The organism is Bacillus sp. S2(2024) (genome assembly GCF_050474045.1).
GTDB classification, from domain to species: domain Bacteria; phylum Bacillota; class Bacilli; order Bacillales; family Bacillaceae_G; genus Bacillus_A; species Bacillus_A yunxiaonensis.
Genome location: NZ_JBFLUS010000003.1, coordinates 558,401 through 584,430 on the forward strand (window position 1 = coordinate 558,401; position 26,030 = coordinate 584,430).

A 26,030-nucleotide genomic window follows, 5' to 3' on the forward strand; every position below is an offset into this window, starting at 1 on the left:
GAAAACGTTCGCAAAGTTTTTTTATCATATCTGGCGAGAAGATCCTCACCTCGAGCGCGAAGCAGATAGGTGGAGGTAGTTAGCGGCAATTATTCCTGCAAATATGGCTATGAAAATTGCTGCCTAAAGTGACATTGACATTACTATCCCTTTTATTAATAAAAGGGGTTCTGGTGCAAGAAATCTAGTAAACTTGGACATACTGATACTAGTACTCTAAAAAGGAGCGTGATCAGTATGGAAAAGCAAAATTTATTCAAGTGGAAACATTATTAACCCGATATTATTCTTCTTACTGTCAGATGGTACCTACGGTACAACTTGAGCTTTCGTAACCTTGTGGAAATAATGGAGGAACGAGGATTATCGATGGCTCATACGACCATTATGCGTTGGGTTCATCAGTATAGTCCTGAATTAGACAAGCGACTTCGTCGTCATCTAAAACGTACAAATGATTCATGGAGAGTGGATGAAACGTATATCAAAGTAAAAGGTCAATGGATGTATTTATATCGCGCAGTGGATTCCGAAGGAAACACCATTGACTTTTGCCTAAGCAAAACAAGAGACCAAAAGGCTGCAAAGTGCTTCTTCAAGAAAGCTTTGCGGTCTTTTCATGTTTCTAAGCCTCGTGTCATAACGGTCGATAAAAATCCAGCATATCCTGTAGCCATTCAACAGTTAAAAGACGAGCAAGAGATGCCTGAAGGCATCCAAATGAGACAAGTGAAATATCTCAATAATATCGTAGAACAAGATCATCGTTTCATTAAGAAAAGAGTACGCTCTATGCTGGGATTCAAAACGTATGAAACTGCTACTTCAATAGTACGTGGCATTGAAGCCATGCATATGATGAAAAAAGGGCAAGTTCACCAAGGGGTGAAGTCTGTCCAAAATCGAAAAGAATTCATTGATAAACTGTTTGGCATTGCAGCATAATCCGTAAGTTAATAGGAAATTCATGTCCTATGTTTTTTTGAAATCATCTTTGCACCAGAACCGGTTTATTTCCTATCAAATGATTTTTGCGCCAGAACCTCCTATATCATATCTATATGAGTTATTTTCCAATGCTCATTTTTAATAAGTCGCTCTAAATTCTCTCTGTCTCTCTTTTTTAAGTAATTGATAATTTGTTTATGATCTTCATTCATTTGCTCTAATACAGCGAAAAGTTTTTCTTCATCTTTACTTAAATAAATTTGTCTAACAAAACTGTTTTGTAAAGAAGCAAGGAGTTCAATTAACGTATTGTTATTACATTTATCAATATATACTTTATGGAATTGGTTTTGGTATTTTTGATAGTCTGAATAGTGTTTTTGTGAAATTGAAAGGTCAATTTGCTTAGCCAACTTTTCCATTAGTTCAATATCATCCTCTGTGATATGTTCTACAGATAATGAGGCGGCTAGGGCATCCAATACACCAACAATTTGAAAAACATCAAGCTTCTTCTTGGTATCAAGCTCTTTAACGATAAATCCCTTTCGGGGAAGGTATTCAAGTAAATTTTCTGAAGCTAGTTGTATTAAAGCTTCCCTTACAGGAGTTCTGCTTACTTCTAATTTCTCACATAGTGCTGCTTCATTTATCTTATGGTTAGGAAGCAATGTTCCATTCTGAATTCTTTTTGCTATATAATCATATACATGATCTTTTAGTGAGTGGTATCTGTTTTTGATAGTTCTTCCCCCCTAAGTTAAAAGATAATATTATATATTATACAATATATAATATAAAAGCAGAAGTTCTTACATTTTTACATTAGCACCAGCTTATAAACTCTTCAATATCTCCACTATATTGCAATATATTAACTCACTATTACATCCATCCCTATAGTCTCTAATTCTAATATATAGCGAATCGACGCGTAGAGCTCCATATTTTAAATGGATTGAAGAAATGAGGAAGAGGCGGAGCGTTGTTGGTTCTTGTTTTAAGACGTCCAAATATATAGAGCATGTTTGATATTATTAAAAACTAAACACTTTCAATCTGAAAATATTTTTAAAATTAGAGTAATCACACATTGAAAAAGCGATAAGGCCATTGTATAATTCGTAGTACAAATAATTTTTCTGATTATTCCGAATAATATACAATATACAAAATAAAATATATTGTATATCTAGTATAATTAACTCATGCTGATTTACTATTTATTCTTATCAATTAACTTAAGACTAGAAAAATTAAGAAAGAGTAAATTTAAGCAAATAAAAGGAGAAGTGGTAACAAATATAAGACAAAGGGGGGAGTTTTTAATAAAAAATATACAATATATAATATATTATATATCTGGTTGAACTTGGATAATAAAAGGATATAGTTAGCAAAGTTATAAAAATTTAGAGGTGAGAGATATATGAGTGAGCAAAAATTTAAAGCTGTAAAAGACGGTACAAAAGCTGTATGGGCGGGAGAAAAAGAATCACTTGCTTACAATGCAACTCAAGTTCCAGTGGTGCTTAGTGTAGCCTACAATTACGATGACGTAGATGAGTGGCATGAGGTTGCTATGGGAAATAGACCTGGATATATTTACAACCGTATGATGAACCCAACTATTCAAGCTTTAGAAGAAAAAGTAAGAATCCTTGAAGGAGCTGAGGCAGCTATTGGTTTCTCATCCGGAATGGCTGCCATTAGCAGTACACTGCATACATTTTTAAGACCAGGGGACCGGGTTATATCAGTTAAAGATACATATGGGGGAACCAATAAAATCTTTACTGAATTCTTGCCGAATCTCGATATAGAGGTGACGTTATGCAACACAGGAAATCATGAAGAAATTGAAGCTGAAGTGACCAAAGGGTGTAAGGTTTTATATTTGGAGTCTCCTACCAATCCTACCATGAAAATTACTGATATTGAGAGAATGGCGAGAGCTGGAAAATCTGTGGGTGCATTGGTTATTGTAGACAGTACCTTTGCTACTCCTATTAATCAGAATCCGCTTCAATTAGGAGTTGACATTGTAATTCATAGCGCCACTAAGTTCTTAAGCGGACATGCCGATGCGTTAGGTGGTGTAGTGTGCGGATCCAAAGAGCTGATGCAAAAAGTCTATCATTATCGCGAAATCAATGGAGCGACGATGGATCCGTGGTCAGCCTATCTTATTTTAAGAGGGATGAAAACGTTAAAACTTCGTGTACGGCAGCAAGAAAAGAGTGCAATGGAAATCGCAAAGTATTTGCAAAAGCAAAAGCTTGTAGAAGCGGTTTATTATCCTGGATTAGAAACACATCCACATCACGATATTGCAAAGAAACAAATGAGGGGGTTCGGCGGAGTATTAAGTTTTGTATTAAAAGATGAAATGGAAGCCATAAAAATTTTATTGCCAAAACTACAATATGCAAACAAAGCTGGAAACCTTGGGGCTGTTGAAACTATATACGGACCTGCAAGAACGACTAGTCATGTCGAATGTACCCTCGAAGAACGTAAAGCTCTTGGTATTCCGGAGGGTTTGGTTCGTATCTCAGTAGGAATTGAAGATACGGAAGATCTTATTTCTGATTTAGAACAAGCCTTTGCATATTTGGAGTCACAACTACCAGTTACCAGGAGCTCCAAATAAAAAATATTAATAAGGGGAGAGGCATTAAGGCATAACACATAAAATTGCGTTGCTTGGATTTGGTGTAGTTGGTCAAGGGTTGGCAGAAATTTTAGAAGAAAAAGGTGAATTGTTACGTAGCGGACTTGGCCTTGATGCTAAAATTGTTGCTATTTCCGATGTCATGAAGGGTTCTCTTTATCATCCTGAAGGTTTGGATATTTCTCAAGCATTACAAGCTGTAAAGGAAACGGGAACGCTAGATAGTTATCCTGAAACCTCTGGTTTGGTAAGAGGATGGGATAGCTTTCAGACAATACGTAAGAGTAATGCGGACACCGTTGTAGAGATTACTTTCACAGATGTAAAAACCGGACAACCTGCTATCGATCATTGTAAGGCAGCATTTGAAAGCAAAAAAAACGTAGTAATGAGTAATAAAGGTCCCGTTTCTTTAGCTTACCAAGAGCGAGCGGAGTTAGCCAAAAAGAATGATGTTCGATGGGGCTTTGAAGGAACAGTGATGAGTGGAACACCTGCATTAAGAATGCCCATTGTTTCATTGGCAGGAAATAATATTTCTGAAATACGTGGGATTTTAAATGGAACGACTAATTATATTCTAACCAAAATGGAAGAAGGCTTGAGCTATAAGGAAGCATTGGCTGAGGCACAAACTCTGGGTTATGCAGAGGTAGATCCTACTAGCGATGTCGAGGGGTATGATGCTCAGTATAAAGCTACCATTCTTGCTAATATTGTAATGAATATTCCGATGAAACGAGAAGAAGTAAAATGCGAAGGAATTAGTCATCTTACAAAACAAATGTCATCTAAAAGATAATAAGACAATTTAATGGTGACAATGATAGCTTTATAAGAATCGACCTGTATAGGTCGATCTTCACGGATAATAGTCTGATTATTCTGTAAAAATACCCAATTGTTATATGTTATTATCTACTCCAAGAAGCATATAGCAATGAGTGAGTTACTTAATATAATCGCAGGTAACTAAGTGTAAATCTTAGGAGACAGTAGATGTCATATCGAATTGAAAAAGATTTCCTATATGCCAGTCAACTCGGTTATGGCGGAGATGATTAACCAGGTAGCGTTCCAGGTCATCGGTACTGACCAGATGATGGATCCCTTATAAAGAGTAAATAGAAAAGATTTTACTAGGAGCCGTATTACTTATACAAAAAGGAGGAGACTGGATGCTAGACGCAAATAATACCGATCAAAATCAGTTAAAGCGTTCCATGAAAAGCAGACATTTGTTCATGATTTCGCTAGGTGGGGTAATTGGAACGGGTCTTTTTCTAAGCACAGGCTATACGATTAATCAAGCTGGACCGGGGGGGACGATTCTCGCTTATTTGGTTGGCGCACTGATTATGTATCTTGTCATGCTATGCCTTGGTGAATTAACTGTAGCTATGCCGATAACCGGTTCATTTCAAACATATGCTACAAAGTATATCGGTCCTGCTACCGGATTCACCATTGGTGTGATGTACTGGCTTACCTGGGTGGTTACGGTAGGTTCGGAATTTACCGCATCCGGTCTATTGATGAAGAGATGGTTCCCTGAAACTTCCGTTTGGATATGGAGTTTCATCTTTGCGATTACACTTTTTCTACTAAACGCCTTTTCAGTGAAATTTTTTGCTGAAACAGAATTTTGGTTTGCTGGCATTAAAGTAATCACCATTATTTTATTTATCGTATTGGGGGGATCTGCGATGTTTGGCTTCATTCCTATGAACGGCAATGCATCTGCCCCGATGCTTTCTAATTTTACCGGTGAAGGAGGTCTTTTTCCTAATGGGCTGCTTCCAGTTTTTATGGCTATGATTTCCGTGAACTTTGCCTTTTCAGGAACAGAACTCATTGGTATTACCGCTGGAGAAAGTGAAAATCCGGAAAAAGACATTCCGCGATCTATTAGAAACGTAATTTGGCGAACAGTTTTTTTCTTTATTGGTGCTATATTTGTATTATCTGGATTAATCTCGTGGAAAAAAGCGGGAGTCATTGAAAGTCCGTTCGTTATGGTTTTTGATAATATAGGGATTCCTTATGCTGCTGATATTATGAACTTTGTTATTCTTACAGCTTTACTGTCAGTAGCCAATTCCGGTCTCTATGCATCTACCCGTATGTTATGGTCTCTTTCAAACGAAAAAACAATAAGCCCTCTCTTAGGAAAGGTAACGTCAAAAGGAGTGCCGCTTAATGCTTTAATTGTAAGTATGGCAGTAGCCTGCTTGTCATTATTCTCTAGTGTAGTTGCACCTGATACAGTTTATGTAGTGCTTGTGGCTATATCAGGATTTGCAGTGGTTATAGTATGGATGGGAATTGCTTTATCGCAGTATATGTTTCGTAAGCGATTTCTTGAAGTGGGTGGGAATATTAGAAATTTGAAATTTCGTACACCACTTTATCCTTTCGTGCCCATCGCTGCTTTTGTTTTATGTTTCGCTTCTTGTGTAGGTCTTGCTTTCGATCCAAGCCAACGAATTGCCCTGTATAGCGGAGTACCATTCATTGCTTTATGCTATTTTTTCTACTATATGAAAAATCGTGGAAAGAAGCATCAAATAGATTCCCATGATGAACTCGATCAGTATATTGAGAATATGGTTCTAGTGCAAAAAACTCAAAACAATTGCAATTAATCTTTAAAGGGGTAGCGCCCCATCGCCATCAACCTAACCAAAATAAACTACCCCAAAATGATAAAATTGAGCAATTTGTGTAAAATCTTTGTTTTGGGGTAATTATGAATTCTTAGCTTGATGGGCATGTGGCGGTACCCCTATTAGGAAGTACTAATGTAGTAATTCCGACACGAAATGTTAAACCTAAAGAAAGTAATGCTGAAAGTATTTTTTCTTTTTCAAAACAAAATTCCCCTTTTTATTAGTTGGTACATTATATCTGACTTTTTATGAAAGTAGCATTAGCAAAATGCAGATTTACAACTTTAACAAAATCACAATATAGAAAACTCGAATTCCTAAGCATTTAAATTGAAAATTGGTTTTTTCGTTATTCCATAAACAGCTTCTTTTTTATTTCGGTATAACAGGGACCCAGAGTTCATGTCTTGGTTTATGTTTCGGACCGTAATAACATTCTATACATGGTAAATTTGCAAGTTCATACTCAGAGGTTGGGACCCACTCAGAGTATAAACGTTTCCATGCATCCACTATGTTCGGGAAAACTGCCCATGTACTTGCAGGAATAATGAGTGTTTCCATATCAGCTGGTGCTTCCCCATCGTATCTTACACCCATAAAGTAGGAAAATTCTTCCTCTGTTATGGCAGCTTCTTTTCCACAAACCCCCAAAAGACTTTCAAGTGTGCATTTGGGATTTTCCCATGACATATCTATTAATTCTTGCATAAATCCATCTTTTTTCGCAGTGTTCCAAAGTGTAGGGATTTTTTTAAATGCACTGCTTGTTTTTACGGGCTTACTCTTTCCTACAATTCTTAGCTCAAAATCGAGGTTTTCAATTCTGTAGTCCATCTCGGTACCACCTTTTATAGAAATTTGAAAGGAAATTTTCGGAAAGGCTTTTAACTGTACTCCTTTATTACGAGCAGTGGAAGGGGTTATTCCATGCATTTTTTTAAAAGCACGTGAGAAAGCATCGGAAGAAATATAACCGTATTTAACCGCCACATCGATGATTCGAATATCACTTTTTTGAATTTCAAATGCTGCAAGCGTTAATCGTCTTCGTCTAATATATTCTGAAAGCGACACACCTGAAATTGAAGAAAACATTCTTGAGAAATGAAACTCAGAGCAATTAGCTGCCTTTGCAATCTCCTTGTAATCTATGTCTTCATCCAAACGATTCTCAATGTAATCCAATGCATTATTCATTCTTTCTAGCCAATCCATAAGTTTACTCCCTTTCAAATATTCACTTTAATACATAACAGATCATAATAACCGACATTTCATGCCTAAAAATGTCGGTACAAAAAATACACCTTTTAATAGAATATAAAATAAAGATGCACTCTTTGTTCTCTGTTGTTTGTATATTCTTTTTATTTAATCCTATTATTTCGCTATTGAAAATTTTATATTATTCTAACATAATTTTCCAATTCCTTTTAAAAAAATCATCCTTTTCATTTATTTAACTTATTTTCCCTGTAACGTAAGGTATCACTAGTTGTAACTAAGATGTGACCCCTGAATAGTAGGTGATTTCTCGTTATTCAGGACAGGGTACAAATGAGAATGTACTTTTGTTTTTTAAATTTCTAAAATTAAAAATCTTTTTATTTAATATCAGTAGATTCTTTGTCTAAAAATGTGAAAGGAAAGATATAAAAAAAGAATTTGAAGAAAGAACGATACTATTAAAAGTAACATAAGAATATTATGTATAGAAAAAGCCATCTAATTGTTAGATTAGATGGTTTTTATTTATAAAACAACATGTCATTATGGATATTATAGCCGTCATTTTATTGGTTGAATGTTTATTTAAAATGGTAGGGCTTGTGTATAGATGATTGTTATTACCAAACCGTACAGTAAAACATGTTGCCAAGAAGTCTTTTTCAGTTTGGCCATTAGTGTTGAGATGAAGATTATGTGGGGCACTTGAACCTCATAGATAAAAATCACATTAACACTTTAAAGGAGCAGAGATCAATGAAGGTAGTAAATAAAGAAAAAATTTTAATCCTTACCGGAAATTACGGGGATGGTCATATTCAAGTAGCCCAAGCTCTACAGGAAGCGATACAAATTCGATTTCCGACATTAGAACCGGTGATTTTTGATTTTATGGAATGGGTCCATCCCTATTCTAATCATGTAAGTCGTTTCCTTTTCCTTGAAGGAGTAAAAAAATTCCCTCAGGTGTATGGGTATATTTATCAAAAAACACGGAGAGTGAACCCTTTATCCAATTTGATAAAGACGATTTTCTCTACAGGTTTTGAACGATTGCAAAAATTGCTTGAAGAAGTGCAGCCGACTGTCGTAGTTAGTACGTTTCCTTTGGCAGCAGCTGTGATGTCAAAGTTGAAATCCTATGGTTTAACTGATATTCCTACTGTAACGACCATTACTGATCATACAGATCATAGTTGCTGGATTTATCCGTTTACGGATCAATATATTGTCGGATCAAGTATTGTCCGCGATTCTCTCATTAACTTAGGCGTTAAAGAGAATCGGATTGCTCATACAGGGATTCCTATTCGACAGCAATTTTCTCAGTCCTTTGAACGAGAGGAAATTTTCAAGAAATATGGTTTAAATCCCCATATTCCTACAGTGTTAGTAATGGGGGGCGGGTATGGCATGATTGGTGATGGAAGTTCCACCTTTCAGGAGTTTGATACGTTATCTCAGCCTATTCAATTAATCATTGTTTGTGGACATAATGAAAAACTCCGTATGCAATTAAAGGAAAAGTTAAAGGATTCCAAACATCACATCCATCTCACTGGTTATATCAATTACGTTCATGAGTTAATGGCTATTTCCGATCTAATGATTACAAAACCAGGAGGAGTCACTACTTTTGAGGCGATTGCGATGGAATTGCCTATACTTCTTTATAAACCTATTCCTGGTCAAGAACAGGATAACGCTAAATTTTTAGTTCGTTCAGGCGTGGCGATTCAAGCAAACACGGATCAGGACTTAACCGATCGTTTATCCAAATTATTGAGCAATGTAGAACGACTTCAACAGATGAGGGAGAATTCGAAACAATTTCATCCTAAAGAATCTGCGTTTGCATCAGCAGAAGTAATTATTCATACAAAAGAAAACAAGTACAATGCACATGACCTCATGTACTCATTTGGTTCATAGTTAATAAGGTGAAATATGGGAATTTTAATGTTTGCGTCAAACAAGTTCAAGAAACCAGCAGCTCGCTCTTTATCTATTGGAAGTTTGATTATTTTCTTACTTCTTACCGGAATATATTTATATTTTCTTCATACAGGATCGGCAAAAGCATGGCTTGAATCCATTCGTCATCTCGGTGTTTTCGGGATATTATTAGGTATTATGATTCAAACGGTTGTCAATGTAATACCTGTGCCTGGCGAATTTGTTTCTCTTTTTCTTATCGAAATATACGGTGCAGTTGCAGGTGGATTCTATTCATGGATTGGCGGAATCTTAGGGGCAGTCCTTGCGTATCATCTATCTAATTGGTTCGCTCGTCCAATCGTTGAATCATTGGCTAAACCTTACTTGGTAAAAATAGATCGTTGGCTACAAAAACAAGGAGTTACGGGGCTTTTGATTCTGCGTTTTGTGCCGTTAGTTCCTTATCATTTCGTCAACTATACGGCAGGTATATTGGGCGTAAACAGAAGGGCTTTTATATGGACGACCGCCTTAGGGATATTGCCTTATACCATCTCGGTAAGCAGCCTATTTGCAGGGGTGCGTTATGGAAGATTCATTCCTTTTATACTTGGCGGCGGACTTTTTATCTTGTCTTTTCTCTTAAGTATTGTCTTACGAAGAAAAATGGATTAAGGCTCTTATTGAGCACTTCTAAAATGAAACACTGCAAGAACAAAAATGATAGAAAGGGGATCGTGTAGGAAATGGTCAAGGTTATTTTATTGGTGTTGCTCTTATTAGTATTATACTGGCTTGTTCCATATATTCTTACTACCGGTTTTGGTATCGGGGTAGTAAAAAGGAAAGATTCTTCTGCAAAAATTGCTTTTACTTTTGATGACGGTCCCAATCCTATTTATACTCCGCAGCTATTGGACTTGTTAAAAGTAAATAATATAAAAGCGACATTTTTTGTCGTTGGTTCGAAAGCGGAACAATACCCTGAGTTAATTGAAAGAATACAAGCAGAGGGGCATTTAATAGGAATGCATAATTACGTGCACAAGTCCAACTGGATTATGGCCCCTTGGACGATAAGGGGGCATTTAAGAAAGAGTGCTTCCATCATTGAAAACATTACTGGGGAACGCCCCGTCTATTACCGTCCGCCATGGGGATTATTAAATGTATTCGATTTTTTTCTAATGAAAAAGTATAAGATCATCCTATGGTCGGTAATGGCAGAGGATTGGAGCAGTAAAGGCGGCAGTGGAAAAATTAAAACAAGACTATTACGGGATATCAAAAATGGGGATGTCATCCTCTTGCATGATTGCGGAAAAACCTTTGGAGCGGATGAAGATGCTCCTATGAATACCATTGATGCATTAAAAGATGTCTTTAAAGAAGTATCAAGCCGAGGTATGTCTTGTGTAAGAATTGACGAATTGTGATAGACATGGATTGTAATGAGAAAAAATGAAACATGAGGTGTCAAATGACATGGCAATGGAGTTAAAGAAAGTAAACATATAAGCGTAAAGTAAAACCGCCTACAAGGGCGGTTTTCTTTTTTGTTGATTTTAATTTATCATATCTGGTGAGAAGACCCCCACCTCAAGCGCGAAGCGGTAGGTGGGGGTAGTTCAATTCGCTAATCTTTCTCCGTAATGTAAAACCTCAGTTAGTAGTATTCTAATTTCATCTTCTTAAAAACTCTTTAAAGTTTATCCAGCCTCTAAAACTGCGCAATGTGGTATTTATCTATTGTCGAAGCGTTTGGCGGAGATGTAAGCGTCAAATCTTCGTATCTGAATTAATTTCGACCACCATGTATTTGCTGGATGCGGCAATTATGGAACGCAGTTATTTTCCATTCATCGTTTTGTTTGATTACCATATTCGTATTGATTGATCCCCGTTCATTAGGGTCCTCCGCAGAATTAGGCAATTTCACTTCTCCAATCCCGTGAACAATGGCTACATTGGATGTTATAAAGCGCGGCTGCACTTCAATAGTGAGACTAGATTCCAAAGTTGTGCCTTTGAGTGGACCATTAAACAACATTTGATGAACTTCAGCTATCTGCTTTCTCCCTTTTAAATGCTGGCCCATGAACGTCACATAATCTGCGTCTTCTGTAAAGCAATCGCCGTAAGCGCCTCCGTCCCCCTTGTTCCAGGCATTGCTCAACGCCACAAATAAGTCCTTTATCAATTGAATGTCCTTTGTTTGATTTTCCATTTCTGCTCGACCCCTTTTGAAAATGGATTTTTTCTATCTCTCTCTATTACTATTAGGCACACTATTTTATTCAGTGACAGGAAATAAAATTCCTACCTTTAGATGAAGACAATACAATCCTTTGTGTTTTATCATTACGCGGAGATAGACACAGGCTAGAATAGAGAGACTGTGTAGAGGACGGAGAAACTACCATATGTAACACAGTTAAGTGCCTTGAGGAGGTACAAAAAAGAAAAATAAAAGATTAGGAATTTTATAAAAACCTCATTTTTTAATATGGTATAATTTACATAGTTTGTAAAATTATAAAGAAGTCCATGGATTTTTGAACAAACTCTGAAAGACTGAACAGAAAAAGATAGAGAGGATTTAAGCGATGGGACAATTTCAAAGTAATTTTCAAACGGCAGAACAAATCGCAACGCAAATGGGGACAGCTGCCGATACGATTCAAAGTGCCGCAAATAGATCCGTAACCAAATCGGAACGTACAACGTTAACCGTTAACTCCAAAGCACAAGAAGCAAATCAACAAGCTTTACATTTAACTAAACAATTTTATGACGCCTTTCAACAGGGAATCAATAACATTCATTCTGTAGTGAAAGAATTTGAGCGAATGGATAATGAACTCTATAAAAATTTTAATCAATCTTCTTTAATGAATAATCCTTTCGCTAATACGGTAACCTATGCAAACGCAAAAAAGTAGGAGGAAAAGATGAGTCAAGCAATTGAACAAAAAATCAATGAATTGAATCGTAATTTAATAACTATCTCCGACAAACAATCTCAAAATCAACGCGCTATTCAAAAACAAGAACAAACGGAAGCAGATTTTTATGAATGGAAAGGTCGAAGCTATCGTCTGTTTAACCGTATATTAGAAACTTGGCATAAAGATAGAGAACTAGGACAATTCTTTCATCATCTGCGTCAAGATGCTGGGCAAATCGAGCGAAAGCTTACAAACGAATTGGAAGACCAAAAAGAAGCGTTGCTAAAGGAGAAACAAAACCTAAGTAATCTGGAAAATGACCTTCACCATCAACGTCAAAAATTAGCACAGGAGGTGAAGTCATGAGTTTAAATATGTATCTAGGAGAAGTGCGAGCTCAATCACAAAGTATGAATGCGTTGTGCGTTGCAACCATTCAAGGCATGGAACAAGCCATCAATTCGATTGACGCTTTTGTATTCGATTCTGTTTTGCAAGGACAAACTTACGATAGTGCAAAAACATTCTTTGCACAAACCTTTCGTACTTTAGCGCAAGGGATTATTTACTTATGTGAAGAATTAATTCGTCAAAATGATGCTTTTCCGAATGACTTTCAATCACAGGTAGCCTCAACAGATGTCATCGAACAAGAAATACGAGATCAAATTCGAGAGCTTGAGCAAGCGATAGCAGCGTTGGAAGCAATGAGTGAAGACATGCCGGGCGCGCAGGCGATGCTACAGATTTATTATGCGATGCTACGAAAGCTTCAAGAAAAGTTGGAACATCTGTATGCATTCAATTATACTTCTAGTAGTAACTACGATACAGCACTCCAACTAGCTGCCAGCGTCGCGCAAGGTCTTGCGGAAGTTCAAGGCGGGAAAGGTTTCAGTCCCGCAAGCGGTACATTTAGTATACAAGAATTGAATATGGGATGGACGGCATCTATTCAAAAGATTACAGAGGATAAAGCTCGTGAAGCTGAGAAACTTAAAGAAGAAAATCCTTCTGAAAAATCCAACGTAGAGAAATTTTTGAGTGGCGTGTGGGATGGTGCAGGACAAGCTGTTGAAGATACATGGGAGGGCTTTAAGGCTTTAGGAGATTGGGAAACGTGGAAAAACATGGGGGATGCTGCGTTGCACCCTATTGATACCCTTAGTACCATGTATAATGTATTGTCAGATTCATTTATTAATGATGTAATAAATGGTGATTTAGAAAGTGGTACAAGATGGTTTAGTTATGCCCTAACACAAGTAGGATTAGGACTGATTGGTGATAAAGGAATAAGTAAAGTAACTACACTAGCAAAAGGTGCAAATATCTCAAAATTCTCACAAGGCATGTCCCAGGTTGCGAATAGATTAAATATGGGAGATAGATTTGCTTTTGCTGGTGGAAGTGAGATTGGCCTAGGCTCTAGTTTTGGTTTAAATCATGCTGAGGATACAATGTTATTTGCTAAAACAGTTGAAGGAACTAAGGGTAAAGAATATAAAAACTATAAGGATGTAGAATATACTGGAACAACTAAAGTTAATGGAGAAGTAAGGGATATTAGCAGACGGGTTTTTCAAAGGTTAGATATTGATTATATGAGAATTGACCCTAAAACTGGTATGACAAATCTCCAATTGATGAAAAAAGGAAGAGCACCAATTTGGCAAGATGGAACTGCTATAGAACTTCATCATTTAATTCAAAGAGAGCCCGGATCAATGGTGGAGCTCCCGGGTAGTATGCATAAGGAATATTATAAAATATTGCATGGATTAGTGGAGAATGGTGGAAGCTTTAGAAACGACCCTGTGTTAAAAAAGCAATATGAAAATTTCAGGTCGAAATATTGGAGATGGAGAGCTAAACAAATAGATAAAGCTGAATTATAAAAGGAGGAATTTTGAATGAATAAAGAGGAATTAACCAATTTTATTAAGATAAATATGGAATCAGATGACTTTACTGGTGGAGTAGATAAAAAACAAGTTGATTATGTTCAAGATACCCTACAGTTAAAATTGCCAGAAAGTTATAAGTGGTTTTTAACTAATTATGGCTCTGGTGGGTTATTTGGTGTTGATATTTTAGGGGTGGCTAAGTCTAATATAGCTTCTGTTGTTATTGAAACAGAGAGTTATAGGGGTTTAGGAATGAGTGAGAATTTAGTAGTTATTGAAGATATTGGGGAATATGCTTATTGTCTAGACACTAGTAATATGGAAAACAATGAGTGCCCAGTAATAGCATGGGATAGACAAGGTGGACTTGATGACTACAATACAGCAAAGAATTTTTATGAGTTTTTATCACAAAGGTTATTGGATGCAAAAGAAGCATGGGAAGAAGAGTTTTAATATAGATAAATGACCTTGTTTAGCTTAAAGCTGAATAAGGTCATTTTTATTATAAGAAGATTAATTGTTTATGATGAATAGAAGTTATAAGTATTATTAGTATATTTTTCACTTTACATATAAGAATAGTTAAAGTTTTATACATAGGTAGACAAGAAAAGAGAATGAAAACGAATTTGTTTTTGATGTGGATAGAAAAAATATATGGTGTTTGAAAGTAAGTACTCCATGATGGTTGTACCATCATGGAGTACTGTGTGCAATGATAGAATAGAAAACGAAGTACGAGCTTAGGCGAGATGACATTTTACTGGATGATGAATATAAACACATGGAATGGACATAAAACTAACGAACTCGTACAAGCTCGTAAGTTTTAATGTAATACTTGTCACGATATATAAAAGGTGTCATACTGTTACAATAAAACTTACAAATTTTATGTTACTTAAATACATATGAACTTAAAGCGCTTGATTGTCTACGAAAGGCAACAAGTGCTTTTTTGTGTTTTAACGTGAAAAATTAAAAGAGCACTATAATTTTATAAGTGCGCTAAGTGTTAAATTTTTATAGATTGTAATGGCTGTGAACAGTGTATGACGATAGTAGAGGAAAAAATAAAGGATTGTATTATGTTTTGAAGTCATCGTAAAGTACGTTTTAACGGATTTACGTTATGAACACGTTATCCGCAAAAAACGGGTAAACGTTACTGGGACTCAAATTACTGTAACGGGAGGGGATTTATGATGGGAAAGAAAGTTTTTGGTTACATACGAGTTTCAACGGAAGGGCAAGTACGTGATGGATTACAAGAGTTATTGTCGGATATGGCGTATAAACAAGTAAGCTATGTTGTTGTGTTGAATACATCACGATTGTGGCGCTCTGATATGGCGAAAGTATTGATACAACGAGAACTAAAGAAACATGAAGTAGATGTGAAGGCAATTGAACAATCAAGCTATAGTATTTACACACATGATCCAAATGACTTTTTGGTGAATGGCATGTTAGAACTATTAGACCAATATCAACGACTTGAAATTGCATTGAAGTTAAGTAGAGGTAGAAAGAAGAAGGCTGAACGAGGTGGATATGCAGGTGGTGGCGTACTTTTTGGCTACAAGGCCAAAAAAGGACAAAAGGTGTTAGAAGTAGATGCTGGGAAAGCGGTAGTTGTACGTAGACTATTTGAGTTAAGACACGTTTTTAAAAATTGGTCACTTACCCAATTGGCAGAACAATTGAATGTAGAAGGCTACTGCACAGCGAAAGGTAAACAATTTACGAAAGTACAAGTAAAACGCATGTTAGATAGAGAGAATTTTTATCGTGGCATGTATAAATACGGGAAAATACAAACAAAAGGACAACATGCAGCAATTATTTTATAAACTCACTTAAAAAATTAGCTCATTTTACTATACATACTACTAGAGTTATGAAAAATGGATAGGCTTGCGTACCTATGCGCATCGAAAGATGAACGCTCGAACTAAGGTTGCCGACATTTTTGTATATGACTAAATTATTGAATAGAGGGATGAGTTATGCATAATAGACAGAACTATTTGTATGTAGGAGTAGATTTACATAAGGAGCATCATACGGCTGTTATAATTAATTGTTGGCAAGAGAAATTAGGAGAAATACAATTTGAGAATAAACCATCGGCATTTTCGAAGTTTTTATTAGAAGTAGATACATATGTGAGTAATGGTTTATCAGTTGTATTTGGTTTAGAAGATGTTGGTGGTTACGGAAGAGCGTTAGCGAAATATTTAGTAGATCATGAACAAGTAGTGAAAGAAGTAAATCCAGCTTTATCATTTTTAGAACGAAAGAGCCAAGTGATGATACAAAAAAATGATAGTTGGGATGCGGAATGTGTGGCACGCATATTGGTAAACAAATTTAATCAATTGCCAGATGCAAAGCCAAACGATTTATTTTGGTCGATACAACAATTGGTTTCAAGAAGGAATGCATTAGTAAAAGCACAAAGTGCATTAAAGAACCAATTACATATTCAATTAAACCACCATTACCCAAGTTATAAAAAGTTTTTCTCAGAGTTAGATGGAAAAACAGCATTAGCGTTTTGGCAGCAATATCCGTCACCCTCTTGTTTAGAGGGGGCAAATATAAAGCAATTAACAGCTTTTTTATTAGATGTTAGCAACAATACATGTTCAGTAAAGAAAGCAAGCGACATATTAAAACTTGTAAAAGAAGATGGACATACAATGAAGGAATATCAAGAAACACGAGACTTTTTAGTAAGAAGTATTGTACGGGACATTGAGTTTAAAAAGACAGAAATGAAATACATCGAGAGAGAATTAAAACAGCTAGTAAAACTACTAGATTATCAATTAGAAACGATGCCGGGAATAGAACTTGTGACGGCATCAGCATTAATTGCAGAAATTGGGGATGTAAGGCGATTTCCAAATGCCAATAAATTAGCACGATTTGCGGGGATTGCGCCTGTTTACTTTGGTTCTGGTGGGAAAGGTAAGACACACAAAAGCAAACAAGGAAACAGGGCGCTACACGCTTTATTTTATAATTTAGCTGTACAGCAAGTGCAAGTAGCGAAAGGAAGTAAGTTACCTAGAAACCCAGTGTTTCATGCATACTATCAAAAGAAACTTAAAGAGGGAAAAACAAAAGGACAAGCATTGGTATGTATTATGAGAAGACTTGTAAACATTGTATATGGCATGATGAAATATAAAACAGCTTATGAGTTGCCGGAAGTACAAGAGAAGGAAGTAGTTTAATAAGGTTTTACAGGGTTTGTTTTTTTATTGTGAGGGTTTAAGATTACAACATAGGGTACGGGTAAAGAATATAAAAACTATAAGGATGTGGAATATACTAGAACAACGGATTATCAATATGCAGAAAAATATTAAAGAAGGATATACATTTACGTATGGGATGGGATCTCACTCAGAAATTTACTCATTAAATCAAGCGTTACTTGAAAATCCACAAGCAAGTGCTTTCAATTTTATCACTCATGTAGTGCGGTCTGGTGAAAAATTGAATCTGGCTGGTATGATTATGCCAACCTGTCCACATTGTAATTTTATTACTGAAGGATTTGAATTTAGTTCAGAGGTGAAAAAAGTTGGAAGATAAGATGGATGTACTAAGTAAAGAGTATGTATTAGAACATGGTATAGATTTTGATGAGGAACTATGGTTTACCTCATACAGTGATGAAGTGCTAGATAACCCAGAAGATGAGGATGGAAAACCTTTTACTGGTTTAGCTTATGAGTTATATGACAATGGGAATTTAGCGTATTACTGTTATTATAAGAATGGTTTTAAAGAAGGTAATTATGTTAAATTTCACCATAATGGAAAAGTAAAATCTACAGATTACATGATAAAAGGACAAACAAGAGGTATAAGAAAAATTTGGTATGAAAGTGAAGAACTCAAATATGAAGGAGAGTTTAAATTTGGCGTTTGTTTAAAGTATACTGAATGGGATAAACAAGGGAATATAATTAGGTAAAAAGTTTCTCCAACAAAAGATGAGTTAGAACTAGTTACCCGATTCACTGATCGTGATAATAATGAATAATTTTGATGAAAAGAAATTAATACAAGATTTTTCAAAAATTCAAAGTGAATTATTGCCTAAAATTAAATTAGAAAATAATTTTCAAATAGAAGAGATACAATTTATTGCAGGGGTAGATTTAGCTTACTGGGATGTAAATAAAACGACGTATGGGTAATTATTGATTATAGTACAAAGGAAGTTGTCGAAAAAGTGTATAGTTATGGAGAAATAACAATTCCCTATATTCCTGGTTTCCTTGCATTTCGAGAGTTACCTTTAGTAATAGAGGCAGTGAAAAAACTAACGAAGCAACCAAATATATATATATATGATGGCAATGGGTATTTACATTATCGTCACATGGGTATTGCCACCCATGCATCCTTTCTTTTAAATAAACCAACGATTGGTGCAGGGGGAATTATATCTTCAAACACATCTTTACATTTAACTCAAGAAACTTTAGGGTTTTTAGGCGTTAGTGTAATGTTAAACCAACTTCTTTTTCTATACTATATAGGATCATGGGCAGTAAAACGATTTAAAGAACTTAAAATATTAAATAAAGTACTTAAATTTATAAACATAGCGAATTTTGTGCTGATAAGCATCGTTTATATTGGTCTCTTATTGTTCTTTGTTTTAAGTTGGTTTGAGTCTAGTTTGAAGTAAGACTTATAGTGAGTTGAATTCTTAATTTTAAACCATAAAATACAATAGACAATAATAAGAATAGTTTTAGTGATAAAGATACTAACTAATATTATTAATAGTTAACAAGTATGCACTCTATATTTGTTAATTATTTTTTTATGAAAGCGGAATCTAATTCTGGATACATACTATTCTTAACTCATTGTTTCATAGAGTGGCTTCTTTCTTCAGATGAGACAAGAAATAATCTCGCCTCATACCCGAACTTCTTTGATTTTTAACGCTTCTATTTGCGTTCGTCGATAAAATTCATTTGGTGATAAATCTAAAATACTAGAATGGATCATTCGGTTGTTGTAAAACTCAATAGTATGTAGCTACTCTTTGATAAGCTTCGGCATATGTTTGAAACATGCAGCGCTTTAGACATTCGTACTCCAGTAAACGATGAAATGAATTAATATGGGCGTTCATATTGGGTGTCTTCGGTGGAATTCGCTCATGCTCGATTTTATCAGTATAGAAGTTTTTTTTGACTATGAAAAATGTGAATGATACGATGAATAGGTAGGGAAAAATAACCAAAAAAGGTGGGTATATCCATGAGGGTAAATAGGTTACTATGTTTTGCAATTCCATTAATGTTGTTAGGGGGATGCGGAACAAATTCATCAGCAGATAAAGTAGATAAGAAAGCAGACACAAAGGTAGAGCAAAAGTCTGAAACAAAAGATGTAAAGAAAGAAAATAAATTAACAGTAGCAAAAGAGGAAACTTCAACAAAGCAACTGACTGTAAAAGAGTATGCACCTGCTATTATGGAACCTATGACTGACGTAATTAAAATACAGACTGAAATTCAGAAGTTGTCTGTATCTGATAAACCATTTGATGAACTAAGAACGGAGATGAAGGGGTATGTTAGTAGATTAAAAGTATACTACAATAAAGTAAGAGAAATTAATCCACCGAACGAGTTTAAGGAAGACCATAAACAAATGGTTAAAGCGATGGATACATATGACGAAGCGTACAAACTACAATTAGAAGCATTTGATACAAAGAGTACATCTAAGATGAATGAATCCGTAGAGAAGTTAAAAGAAGCAGGAAAATTGTTTAAAGAAGCGTCTACAAACATAGGTAATAAAAGAAAAGAAATATTAAGTAAAGAGGGTAATGAGAGCAATTAAATCTACTAAACAAAGAGGTATATAAAGCAGAAGACTACCCAAACAAGACAAACTTTGCAGAAGGTACATGGGAGTATGATAAGTCTAACATGATGTTAAAACTACATATCTCAAAACAGATTGCAAACGGGACAGAAGCAATAGTTGTTCAAAAAGACATAGAGTATAAAGTACAAAACTACGATACAAAGAGTTTGTAGGTTCTTGGGGTTTTGAGAAAGACGGTAAATTCATACCTACCTATATTCTTAAAGACGATAAAACGTTTGAGGTGTACTCAAAAGACGAGTATCCTAGTAAAAAGAATTATTTAACAGGAACATGGTCTTATGATAAAGATAAGAGTGAATTAAAATTAATTATAAAGAAAGCGTATCAAGACGGAGAATCTTTCATACCACAAAGAAGTGGCGTATCATATAAAGTTCAAAACTTTATAGATAGTAAAATGCAACTATTTGATGGTGATACTTTCCAAACATACCGTTTTATAAAGCAAAAATAAATAAATGTTGTTAAAAGATGCCATTATTCCCTATGTAATATTGTTATTCATATAAGTGGTAACAAATAAGTTGAAGGGTAGGATTAAAATGATCAGTGACTTTAAAAAAGCGGCCTTATCTTCATTAAAAGGTAGATGGGGATTGGGAGCAGGGGCATCGCTTTTGTATCGTGTCATGTCCGCTGTTAGTGTGTTTATTGTAGGATTTTCAATTTTTATGCTAGGAGTTGTATTGGCTGAAATAATAAAGTCTAATGCCTTGATTGTAGAAGAAGAAACGTTAAGTACGGTACTTGATTTAATTTTTGGATTTGTTTTCGTTATTGTGTGTTTTGCTTTAATAGCTGTACTAAGCATTATGAATTATGGGTATTGTAATGTTACACTGCGTTTAGCGAAAAAAGAATCTACTACAATTGATGATTTATTTGAAGGGTTTCGAAAAAAGAATGTATTTAAATCTATGAAGTTAGCTGTGTTAATGGGTGTATACGTATTTTTATGGAGCTTATTGCTGATTGTTCCAGGTATTATAAAATGTTTCTCTTATTCTATGGCTTACTATATTATGTTAGATCATCCAGAGTATACAGCGAGCGAAGCGCTTAAAAAGAGCCAAGAAATGATGAAAGGGCATAAATTAGATTTATTTATATTATCTTTAAGTTTTATCGGCTGGTTTATTTTAGGGATTGCTATTGCATTTTTTACATTTGGTATCCCGTTTCTTTGGATTTATCCATATTACTTTACAACGGTATCGCATTTCTACTTAAATTTAGTGAATAGAGATACAGTTATGGAAGAGAAAACGGTTATCTAGAAGAGAATATTTACGAAGAAATTTCAAATAGTAACCGATTTATGCAAAAGAGATTGTCCCAAAAGTAAAAATTTTGCACAGTCTCTTATTTGGTATATAAAAAAGAACCGTCCTTTTTTGAGATGATTAATTCACCACAAGAAAGGGACGATTCTTTTTTCTTATCGATTTGTTAAAAGAGGAAAGCTTCTTCTATTTAATCTCACGAAGCATCCGCACCTTCAAACTGACTATTATAAAGCGAAGCATAGAAACCATCAGCCTTCAATAACTCTTCATGATTACCTTGTTCTACAATATCCCCATCTTTCATGACAAGGATTAAGTCTGCATCACGTATTGTTGATAATCTGTGAGCGATGATGAAGCTTGTTCTGCCTTCCATGAGGTTTTCCATCGCTTTTTGAATCAGCACTTCTGTACGAGTGTCAATCGAGCTTGTCGCTTCGTCGAGTATTAATATTTTCGGATCGGCTAGAAGGGCACGAGCAATTGTTAATAGTTGCTTTTGTCCTTGGGATACGTTGCTTGCTTCTTCGTTTAATTCCATATTATATCTATTTGGTAAAGCTTTTACGAAGCTGTGAACATGAGCTGCTTTCGCTGCTTCAATTACTTCTTCGTCCGTCGCATCGAGTCTGCCGTAACGGATGTTTTCCATGATGGAGCCATTAAATAGCCAAGTGTCTTGCAGTACCATACCGAACATATTGCGCAGGTCTTCTCGCGTGAAGTCTTTTATATCGTGACCGTCTATGCATATAGCACCGCTGTTTAAATCATAGAAACGCATTAACAGCTTCACGATTGTTGTTTTACCTGCTCCGGTTGGTCCTACGATCGCTACCTTTTGTCCAGGCTGAATATGAGCTGAGAAGTTATTGATGATGATCTTATCTGGATTGTATCCAAATTGAACATCCTTGAAGGTAACTTCTCCGTTTACTTCTTGCAGCTTCACTGGATGTTCTGCTTCTGGAATTTCCTCTTCTTCATCTAAAAATTCGAAAACTCTTTCTGCAGCTGCAGCTGTGGATTGGAGTACGTTCGCAATTTGCGCTACTTGAGCGAGTGGCTGCGTAAAGTTTCTCACATATTGAACAAAGGCTAAAATATCTCCAACTGCGATGGTTCTCTTTGCCGCAAGCCATCCACCTAAAATGGATACACCTACGTAACCGATATTACCGATAAACATCATAATCGGCATCATCATTCCAGATAAAAATTGAGACTTCCATGCGGAGTGGTAAAGGGTATCGTTAACCTCTTCGAATTTTTTCACTTCTTCTTCTTCAGTGTTAAAGGCTTTTACGATATTGTGACCACTATAGATTTCTTCTACTTGACCGTTCACGTGTCCTAGGTATTCTTGCTGGGATTTAAAGTATTTTTGCGATCTCTTTACGACTCCCATGATGAGCACCATGGATACTGGCAATATTAAAAGTGCTACTAATGTCATTTGCCAGCTGATTGATAACATCATGATGAGTACACCAATGATTGTAATAACCGATGTGATGATTTGCGACATACTTTGGTTTAAAGTCTGGCTCACAGTATCTACGTCATTCGTAATTCTAGATAATACTTCTCCATGTGTCGTTTTATCGAAGTATTTAAGCGGCATACGGTTAATCTTTTCATCAATTTCTTTTCTGAAGTTATAAGATACTTTTTGTGCGACTCCAGAAATGATATAGCCTTGGATAACGCCAAACGCAGTGCTCGCTATATATAATCCAAGGAGGATTAGGACAATGTTTCCGATATAGGTAAAGTCAATTGCAGCACCAGGAGCTCCTGTTACTTTGCTTACGAGTCCTTCGAACAGTTTTGTTGTTGCTTTACCTAAAATCTTTGGACCTGCGATTGCAAAGGCAGCACTGCCTATTGCGAAAATAATGACGATCAGGATAGAGAACTTATATGGCTTTAAGTATTGAAGTAATTTATTCATCGTTTCCTTAAAGTTTTTTGGCTTCTCAATCTTTCTCATGGCGCCGCCCATATGACCGCCGCCACCAGGGCCAGGACCAACAGGGCCTCTTCTATTTTCTATTTTTCTATCACTCATGACGAAAGTTCCTCCCTTGAAAGTTGTGATAAAGCAATTTGCTTATAAACTTCACAGTTTTCCATAAGCTCCTCATGAGTACCAGTTCCTACTATTTTTCCTTCATCAAGTACAATGATCTTATCTGCATTCATGATTGTACTAATTCTTTGTGCAACAAGTAGAACAGTACTTCCTGAAATCTCATTGTTCAGGGCTCTGCGCAATGCTGCGTCTGTCTTAAAGTCAAGAGCTGAGAAACTATCATCAAATATGAATATTTCAGATTTCTTCGTAAGAGCACGCGCAATCGAAAGTCTTTGTTTTTGACCGCCTGAAACGTTCGTACCGCCTTGTGATATATCTGTACGGAAGCTTTCAGGTTTCGCGTTAATAAACTCCATAGCTTGAGCAATTTCTGCGGCTTTTACGAGTTCTTCTTCAGTTGCTTCTTTCTTACCGTATTTCAGATTACTTTCGATCGTACCTGAGAATAGAACTCCTTTTTGCGGTACATAACCGATTTTTTCTCTCAATTCCTTCTGTGATACTTCTCTAATATCAGTGCCATCTATTAATATTTGGCCGCTTGTTACGTCGTAAAAACGTGGAATTAAGTTTATTAGTGTTGATTTACCACTGCCTGTACTTCCAATGAAAGCTGTCGTTTCTCCAGGTTTTGCGGTAAAGGTGATATGAGAAAGCACATCTTCTTCAGCACCTGGATATCTAAAGCTAACATCTTTGAATTCAACGTAACCTGTTTTGTCTGAAGCGAATGTTTTTGGTTCTCGGGCGTCATGAATAGAAATGTCAGTATTTAACACTTCTGCGATACGTTGTGCGGATACAGAAGCACGTGGAATCATAATGGATACCATAGAAATCATTAAGAAGGCCATGATGATTTGCATTGTATACTGCATAAATGCCATCATGTCACCAACTTGCATATGCCCTATATCCACTTGGTGTGCTCCAACCCAAATAATAAGTACAGTAACAGCATTCATGATAAACATCATCATTGGCATCATAAATGACATTAAACGGCTTACAAATAAATTTGTTTTTGTTAAATCTTGATTTCCTTTTTCAAATTTCTTTTCTTCATATTTTTGATTATTAAAAGCACGAATAACGAGAATACCTGTTAAAGATTCACGAGTGATTAAGTTAATTTTATCTACTAACTTTTGGATACTCTTAAACTTAGGAATTGCGACACTAAATAAGCCGATGACTAAGCTTAAGATCGCGATAACCGCAACGGCGATAATCCATCCCATGGAAAGGTCTGTAGTAAGTACTTTGATTACGCCGCCTATGCCTAAAATCGGTGCATAGAATACGATTCGAAGCATCATAACCATAAGTGTTTGCACTTGTTGAATATCATTTGTACTTCTTGTAATTAAAGATGCAGTGGAAAACTTATCAAACTCTGCATTAGAGAAGTTTGTAACCTTCCGAAATACTTTCTTTCTAAGATCTCTGCCAAGTCCCGCAGCTACTTTTGCAGCAAGTAAACTCACGATAACGGTAGCGGCCATACTCACTAAGGATAAAAGCAGCATTTTCCCGCCAGAAGTAAGAATGTAATTTGTTTGAAGCTTATTCGTATTTATACCGATCGTTTTATACTCATTCTCAATGAATGCAACAGCTGACTGTGTTACCATGCTGCCTGGCATCTTCTTAAACTTTTCATCTGCCTTTTCTTTCATTGCATCAATTTGGCTTTGAGGCAGTTTAGAAATGACTGCAAAAGGATCTGTATTTGGCGGAAGATTCATCGGTGCTTTGTTGCCATTTGGCGCAGCGGATGTATTACCTTTTTCAATTCCCTCTGTAATTAAAATTGGTTTCCCAAATAGATCGTTAAGTTCACTAATTGTATCCTTATTATTTGTATGTAGCTTATAAAGTGGTTCTTTATCAAGCTGCGGATAATCTTTTAGGTAATTTTGCAACTCACTTTTAGAAAGATCTTTCTTATCTAAAAGCACATAGTTATCATTTACTTTTTTCTTCTCACTTTCATTCATAAAGAGTGTGAGTTTATCCATCTCACTTTTACGAATGACCTGAGGTACTGCATTTTCGACACCTTTTTGTTGAATCCCTACATTCACAATGTTAGACATGTAGTCTGGCAGTGATAGGTCACATATCGCTTGCACGGTTAAAAGACATATGACTGCAATGATTGAGGCAACAAATGGTTTTAAATGTTTGATTATCTTTAACATTTAATTCATCTCTCCATTTTCCTTTTCGAATTTTTTAGTGTTTACTTTATTCTTCATAGTAATTCATTTTACCCGCTTTTTATGTGCTTCGACTACAGATTAATTCTATGACTATATTCAGATGTAATGCAACTTTTAGGGCATATAAATACAAATTAAAAACTAGAGGGGCGAGAGGATCT

21 protein-coding genes and 5 pseudogenes are annotated in these 26,030 nt (G+C 35.7%); 20 read left to right on the forward strand and 6 right to left on the reverse strand.

Going from position 1 to position 26,030, the window contains the following annotated elements:
• The first annotated feature begins 282 nt into the window (after window positions 1-282).
• Window positions 283-945, forward strand: coding sequence for an IS6 family transposase (locus AB1284_RS02925; protein ID WP_429754363.1), 663 nt, complete (start codon window positions 283-285; stop codon window positions 943-945).
• Between the two features lie 101 nt (window positions 946-1,046).
• On the opposite strand, the gene AB1284_RS02930 is transcribed toward AB1284_RS02925, so the two are convergent.
• Complete coding sequence (locus AB1284_RS02930; RefSeq protein ID WP_377882342.1) at window positions 1,047-1,691, reverse strand: GntR family transcriptional regulator; 645 nt, start codon at window positions 1,689-1,691, stop codon at window positions 1,047-1,049.
• A gap of 686 nt (window positions 1,692-2,377) precedes the next feature.
• On the opposite strand from AB1284_RS02930, the gene AB1284_RS02935 reads away from it, so the two are divergent.
• The 3 genes and pseudogenes from AB1284_RS02935 (at window position 2,378) to AB1284_RS02945 (ending at window position 6,267) form a co-directional block, all read left to right on the forward strand.
• Entirely contained in the window at window positions 2,378-3,601 is a 1,224-nt protein-coding gene (locus AB1284_RS02935; protein ID WP_377882335.1) for a cystathionine gamma-synthase family protein, read from the forward strand.
• Window positions 3,602-3,632: 31 nt separating this feature from the next.
• Window positions 3,633-4,400: pseudogene (locus AB1284_RS02940) on the forward strand (homoserine dehydrogenase); the annotation flags it as partial.
• A 400-nt stretch (window positions 4,401-4,800) separates the two neighbouring features.
• The gene (locus AB1284_RS02945) at window positions 4,801-6,267 is read left to right on the forward strand and encodes an amino acid permease (protein ID WP_377882336.1); all 1,467 of its coding nucleotides are present in this window, start codon (window positions 4,801-4,803) and stop codon (window positions 6,265-6,267) included.
• Between the two features lie 396 nt (window positions 6,268-6,663).
• On the opposite strand, the gene AB1284_RS02950 is transcribed toward AB1284_RS02945, so the two are convergent.
• A complete protein-coding gene (locus AB1284_RS02950) occupies window positions 6,664-7,509 on the reverse strand; it encodes an AraC family transcriptional regulator (protein WP_429751806.1) in 846 nt (281 codons plus the stop codon).
• Between the two features lie 768 nt (window positions 7,510-8,277).
• Between AB1284_RS02950 and AB1284_RS02955 the strand changes: the two genes are divergently transcribed.
• From AB1284_RS02955 to AB1284_RS02965, 3 genes are all read left to right on the forward strand, one after another.
• A complete protein-coding gene (locus AB1284_RS02955) occupies window positions 8,278-9,453 on the forward strand; it encodes an MGDG synthase family glycosyltransferase (protein ID WP_429751804.1) in 1,176 nt (391 codons plus the stop codon).
• A gap of 27 nt (window positions 9,454-9,480) precedes the next feature.
• The gene (locus AB1284_RS02960; RefSeq protein ID WP_429751803.1) at window positions 9,481-10,134 is read left to right on the forward strand and encodes a TVP38/TMEM64 family protein; all 654 of its coding nucleotides are present in this window, start codon (window positions 9,481-9,483) and stop codon (window positions 10,132-10,134) included.
• A 71-nt stretch (window positions 10,135-10,205) separates the two neighbouring features.
• Window positions 10,206-10,895 carry a polysaccharide deacetylase family protein gene (locus AB1284_RS02965; RefSeq protein ID WP_429751801.1) on the forward strand — a complete coding sequence of 230 codons (690 nt, stop codon included), beginning with the start codon at window positions 10,206-10,208 and terminating at the stop codon, window positions 10,893-10,895.
• 362 nt (window positions 10,896-11,257) lie between these two features.
• On the opposite strand, the gene AB1284_RS02970 is transcribed toward AB1284_RS02965, so the two are convergent.
• A complete protein-coding gene (locus tag AB1284_RS02970; RefSeq protein WP_429751799.1) occupies window positions 11,258-11,686 on the reverse strand; it encodes an SgcJ/EcaC family oxidoreductase in 429 nt (142 codons plus the stop codon).
• A gap of 379 nt (window positions 11,687-12,065) precedes the next feature.
• On the opposite strand from AB1284_RS02970, the pseudogene AB1284_RS02975 reads away from it, so the two are divergent.
• From AB1284_RS02975 to AB1284_RS03015, 9 genes and pseudogenes are all read left to right on the forward strand, one after another.
• Window positions 12,066-12,335, forward strand: a pseudogene (locus tag AB1284_RS02975) (TIGR04197 family type VII secretion effector); the annotation flags it as partial.
• Window positions 12,336-12,410: 75 nt separating this feature from the next.
• A complete protein-coding gene (locus AB1284_RS02980) occupies window positions 12,411-12,773 on the forward strand; it encodes a DUF3958 family protein (RefSeq protein WP_429751798.1) in 363 nt (120 codons plus the stop codon).
• Window positions 12,770-14,305 carry an HNH/ENDO VII family nuclease gene (locus AB1284_RS02985; RefSeq protein WP_429751796.1) on the forward strand — a complete coding sequence of 512 codons (1,536 nt, stop codon included), beginning with the start codon at window positions 12,770-12,772 and terminating at the stop codon, window positions 14,303-14,305. The genes AB1284_RS02980 and AB1284_RS02985 overlap by 4 nt, the downstream gene beginning before the upstream one ends.
• 15 nt (window positions 14,306-14,320) lie before the next feature.
• Window positions 14,321-14,770, forward strand: a complete 450-nt coding sequence (locus AB1284_RS02990; RefSeq protein WP_429751794.1) for an SMI1/KNR4 family protein — start codon at window positions 14,321-14,323, stop codon at window positions 14,768-14,770.
• Between the two features lie 752 nt (window positions 14,771-15,522).
• Window positions 15,523-16,170 (forward strand): recombinase family protein, encoded by a 648-nt coding sequence (locus tag AB1284_RS02995; protein WP_429751792.1) that lies wholly within the window; start codon window positions 15,523-15,525, stop codon window positions 16,168-16,170.
• Between the two features lie 156 nt (window positions 16,171-16,326).
• Window positions 16,327-17,562, forward strand: a complete 1,236-nt coding sequence (locus AB1284_RS03000; RefSeq protein WP_429751791.1) for an IS110 family transposase — start codon at window positions 16,327-16,329, stop codon at window positions 17,560-17,562.
• Window positions 17,563-17,680: 118 nt separating this feature from the next.
• The gene (locus AB1284_RS03005; protein WP_429751789.1) at window positions 17,681-17,926 is read left to right on the forward strand and encodes a hypothetical protein; all 246 of its coding nucleotides are present in this window, start codon (window positions 17,681-17,683) and stop codon (window positions 17,924-17,926) included.
• A 1-nt stretch (window position 17,927) separates the two neighbouring features.
• Window positions 17,928-18,380, forward strand: a pseudogene (locus tag AB1284_RS03010) (toxin-antitoxin system YwqK family antitoxin).
• A pseudogene (locus AB1284_RS03015) lies at window positions 18,373-18,773 on the forward strand (endonuclease V); the annotation flags it as partial. The pseudogenes AB1284_RS03010 and AB1284_RS03015, both read left to right, overlap by 8 nt.
• A gap of 606 nt (window positions 18,774-19,379) precedes the next feature.
• On the opposite strand, the gene AB1284_RS03020 reads toward AB1284_RS03015, so the two are convergent.
• Window positions 19,380-19,688 (reverse strand): integrase core domain-containing protein, encoded by a 309-nt coding sequence (locus AB1284_RS03020; protein WP_429761847.1) that lies wholly within the window; start codon window positions 19,686-19,688, stop codon window positions 19,380-19,382.
• On the opposite strand from AB1284_RS03020, the gene AB1284_RS03025 reads away from it, so the two are divergent.
• From AB1284_RS03025 to AB1284_RS03040, 4 genes and pseudogenes are all read left to right on the forward strand, one after another.
• Entirely contained in the window at window positions 19,619-20,209 is a 591-nt protein-coding gene (locus AB1284_RS03025) for a DUF7018 domain-containing (lipo)protein (RefSeq protein WP_429751785.1), read from the forward strand. The genes AB1284_RS03020 and AB1284_RS03025 overlap by 70 nt on opposite strands.
• Window positions 20,210-20,283: 74 nt before the next feature.
• Window positions 20,284-20,409 (forward strand): annotated as a pseudogene (locus tag AB1284_RS03030) (DUF3994 domain-containing protein); the annotation flags it as partial.
• 44 nt (window positions 20,410-20,453) lie between these two features.
• Entirely contained in the window at window positions 20,454-20,714 is a 261-nt protein-coding gene (locus AB1284_RS03035; RefSeq protein ID WP_429761866.1) for a DUF3994 domain-containing protein, read from the forward strand.
• 88 nt (window positions 20,715-20,802) lie between these two features.
• The gene (locus AB1284_RS03040) at window positions 20,803-21,537 is read left to right on the forward strand and encodes a DUF975 family protein (protein WP_429751783.1); all 735 of its coding nucleotides are present in this window, start codon (window positions 20,803-20,805) and stop codon (window positions 21,535-21,537) included.
• A 202-nt stretch (window positions 21,538-21,739) separates the two neighbouring features.
• Here the strand turns inward: AB1284_RS03040 and AB1284_RS03045 are convergent, their stop codons facing one another.
• Entirely contained in the window at window positions 21,740-23,617 is a 1,878-nt protein-coding gene (locus tag AB1284_RS03045) for an ABC transporter ATP-binding protein (protein ID WP_429751781.1), read from the reverse strand.
• Window positions 23,614-25,848 (reverse strand): ABC transporter ATP-binding protein, encoded by a 2,235-nt coding sequence (locus tag AB1284_RS03050; protein ID WP_429751779.1) that lies wholly within the window; start codon window positions 25,846-25,848, stop codon window positions 23,614-23,616. Before AB1284_RS03050 ends, AB1284_RS03045 begins: the two co-directional genes overlap by 4 nt.
• Between the last annotated feature and the right edge of the window lie 182 nt (window positions 25,849-26,030).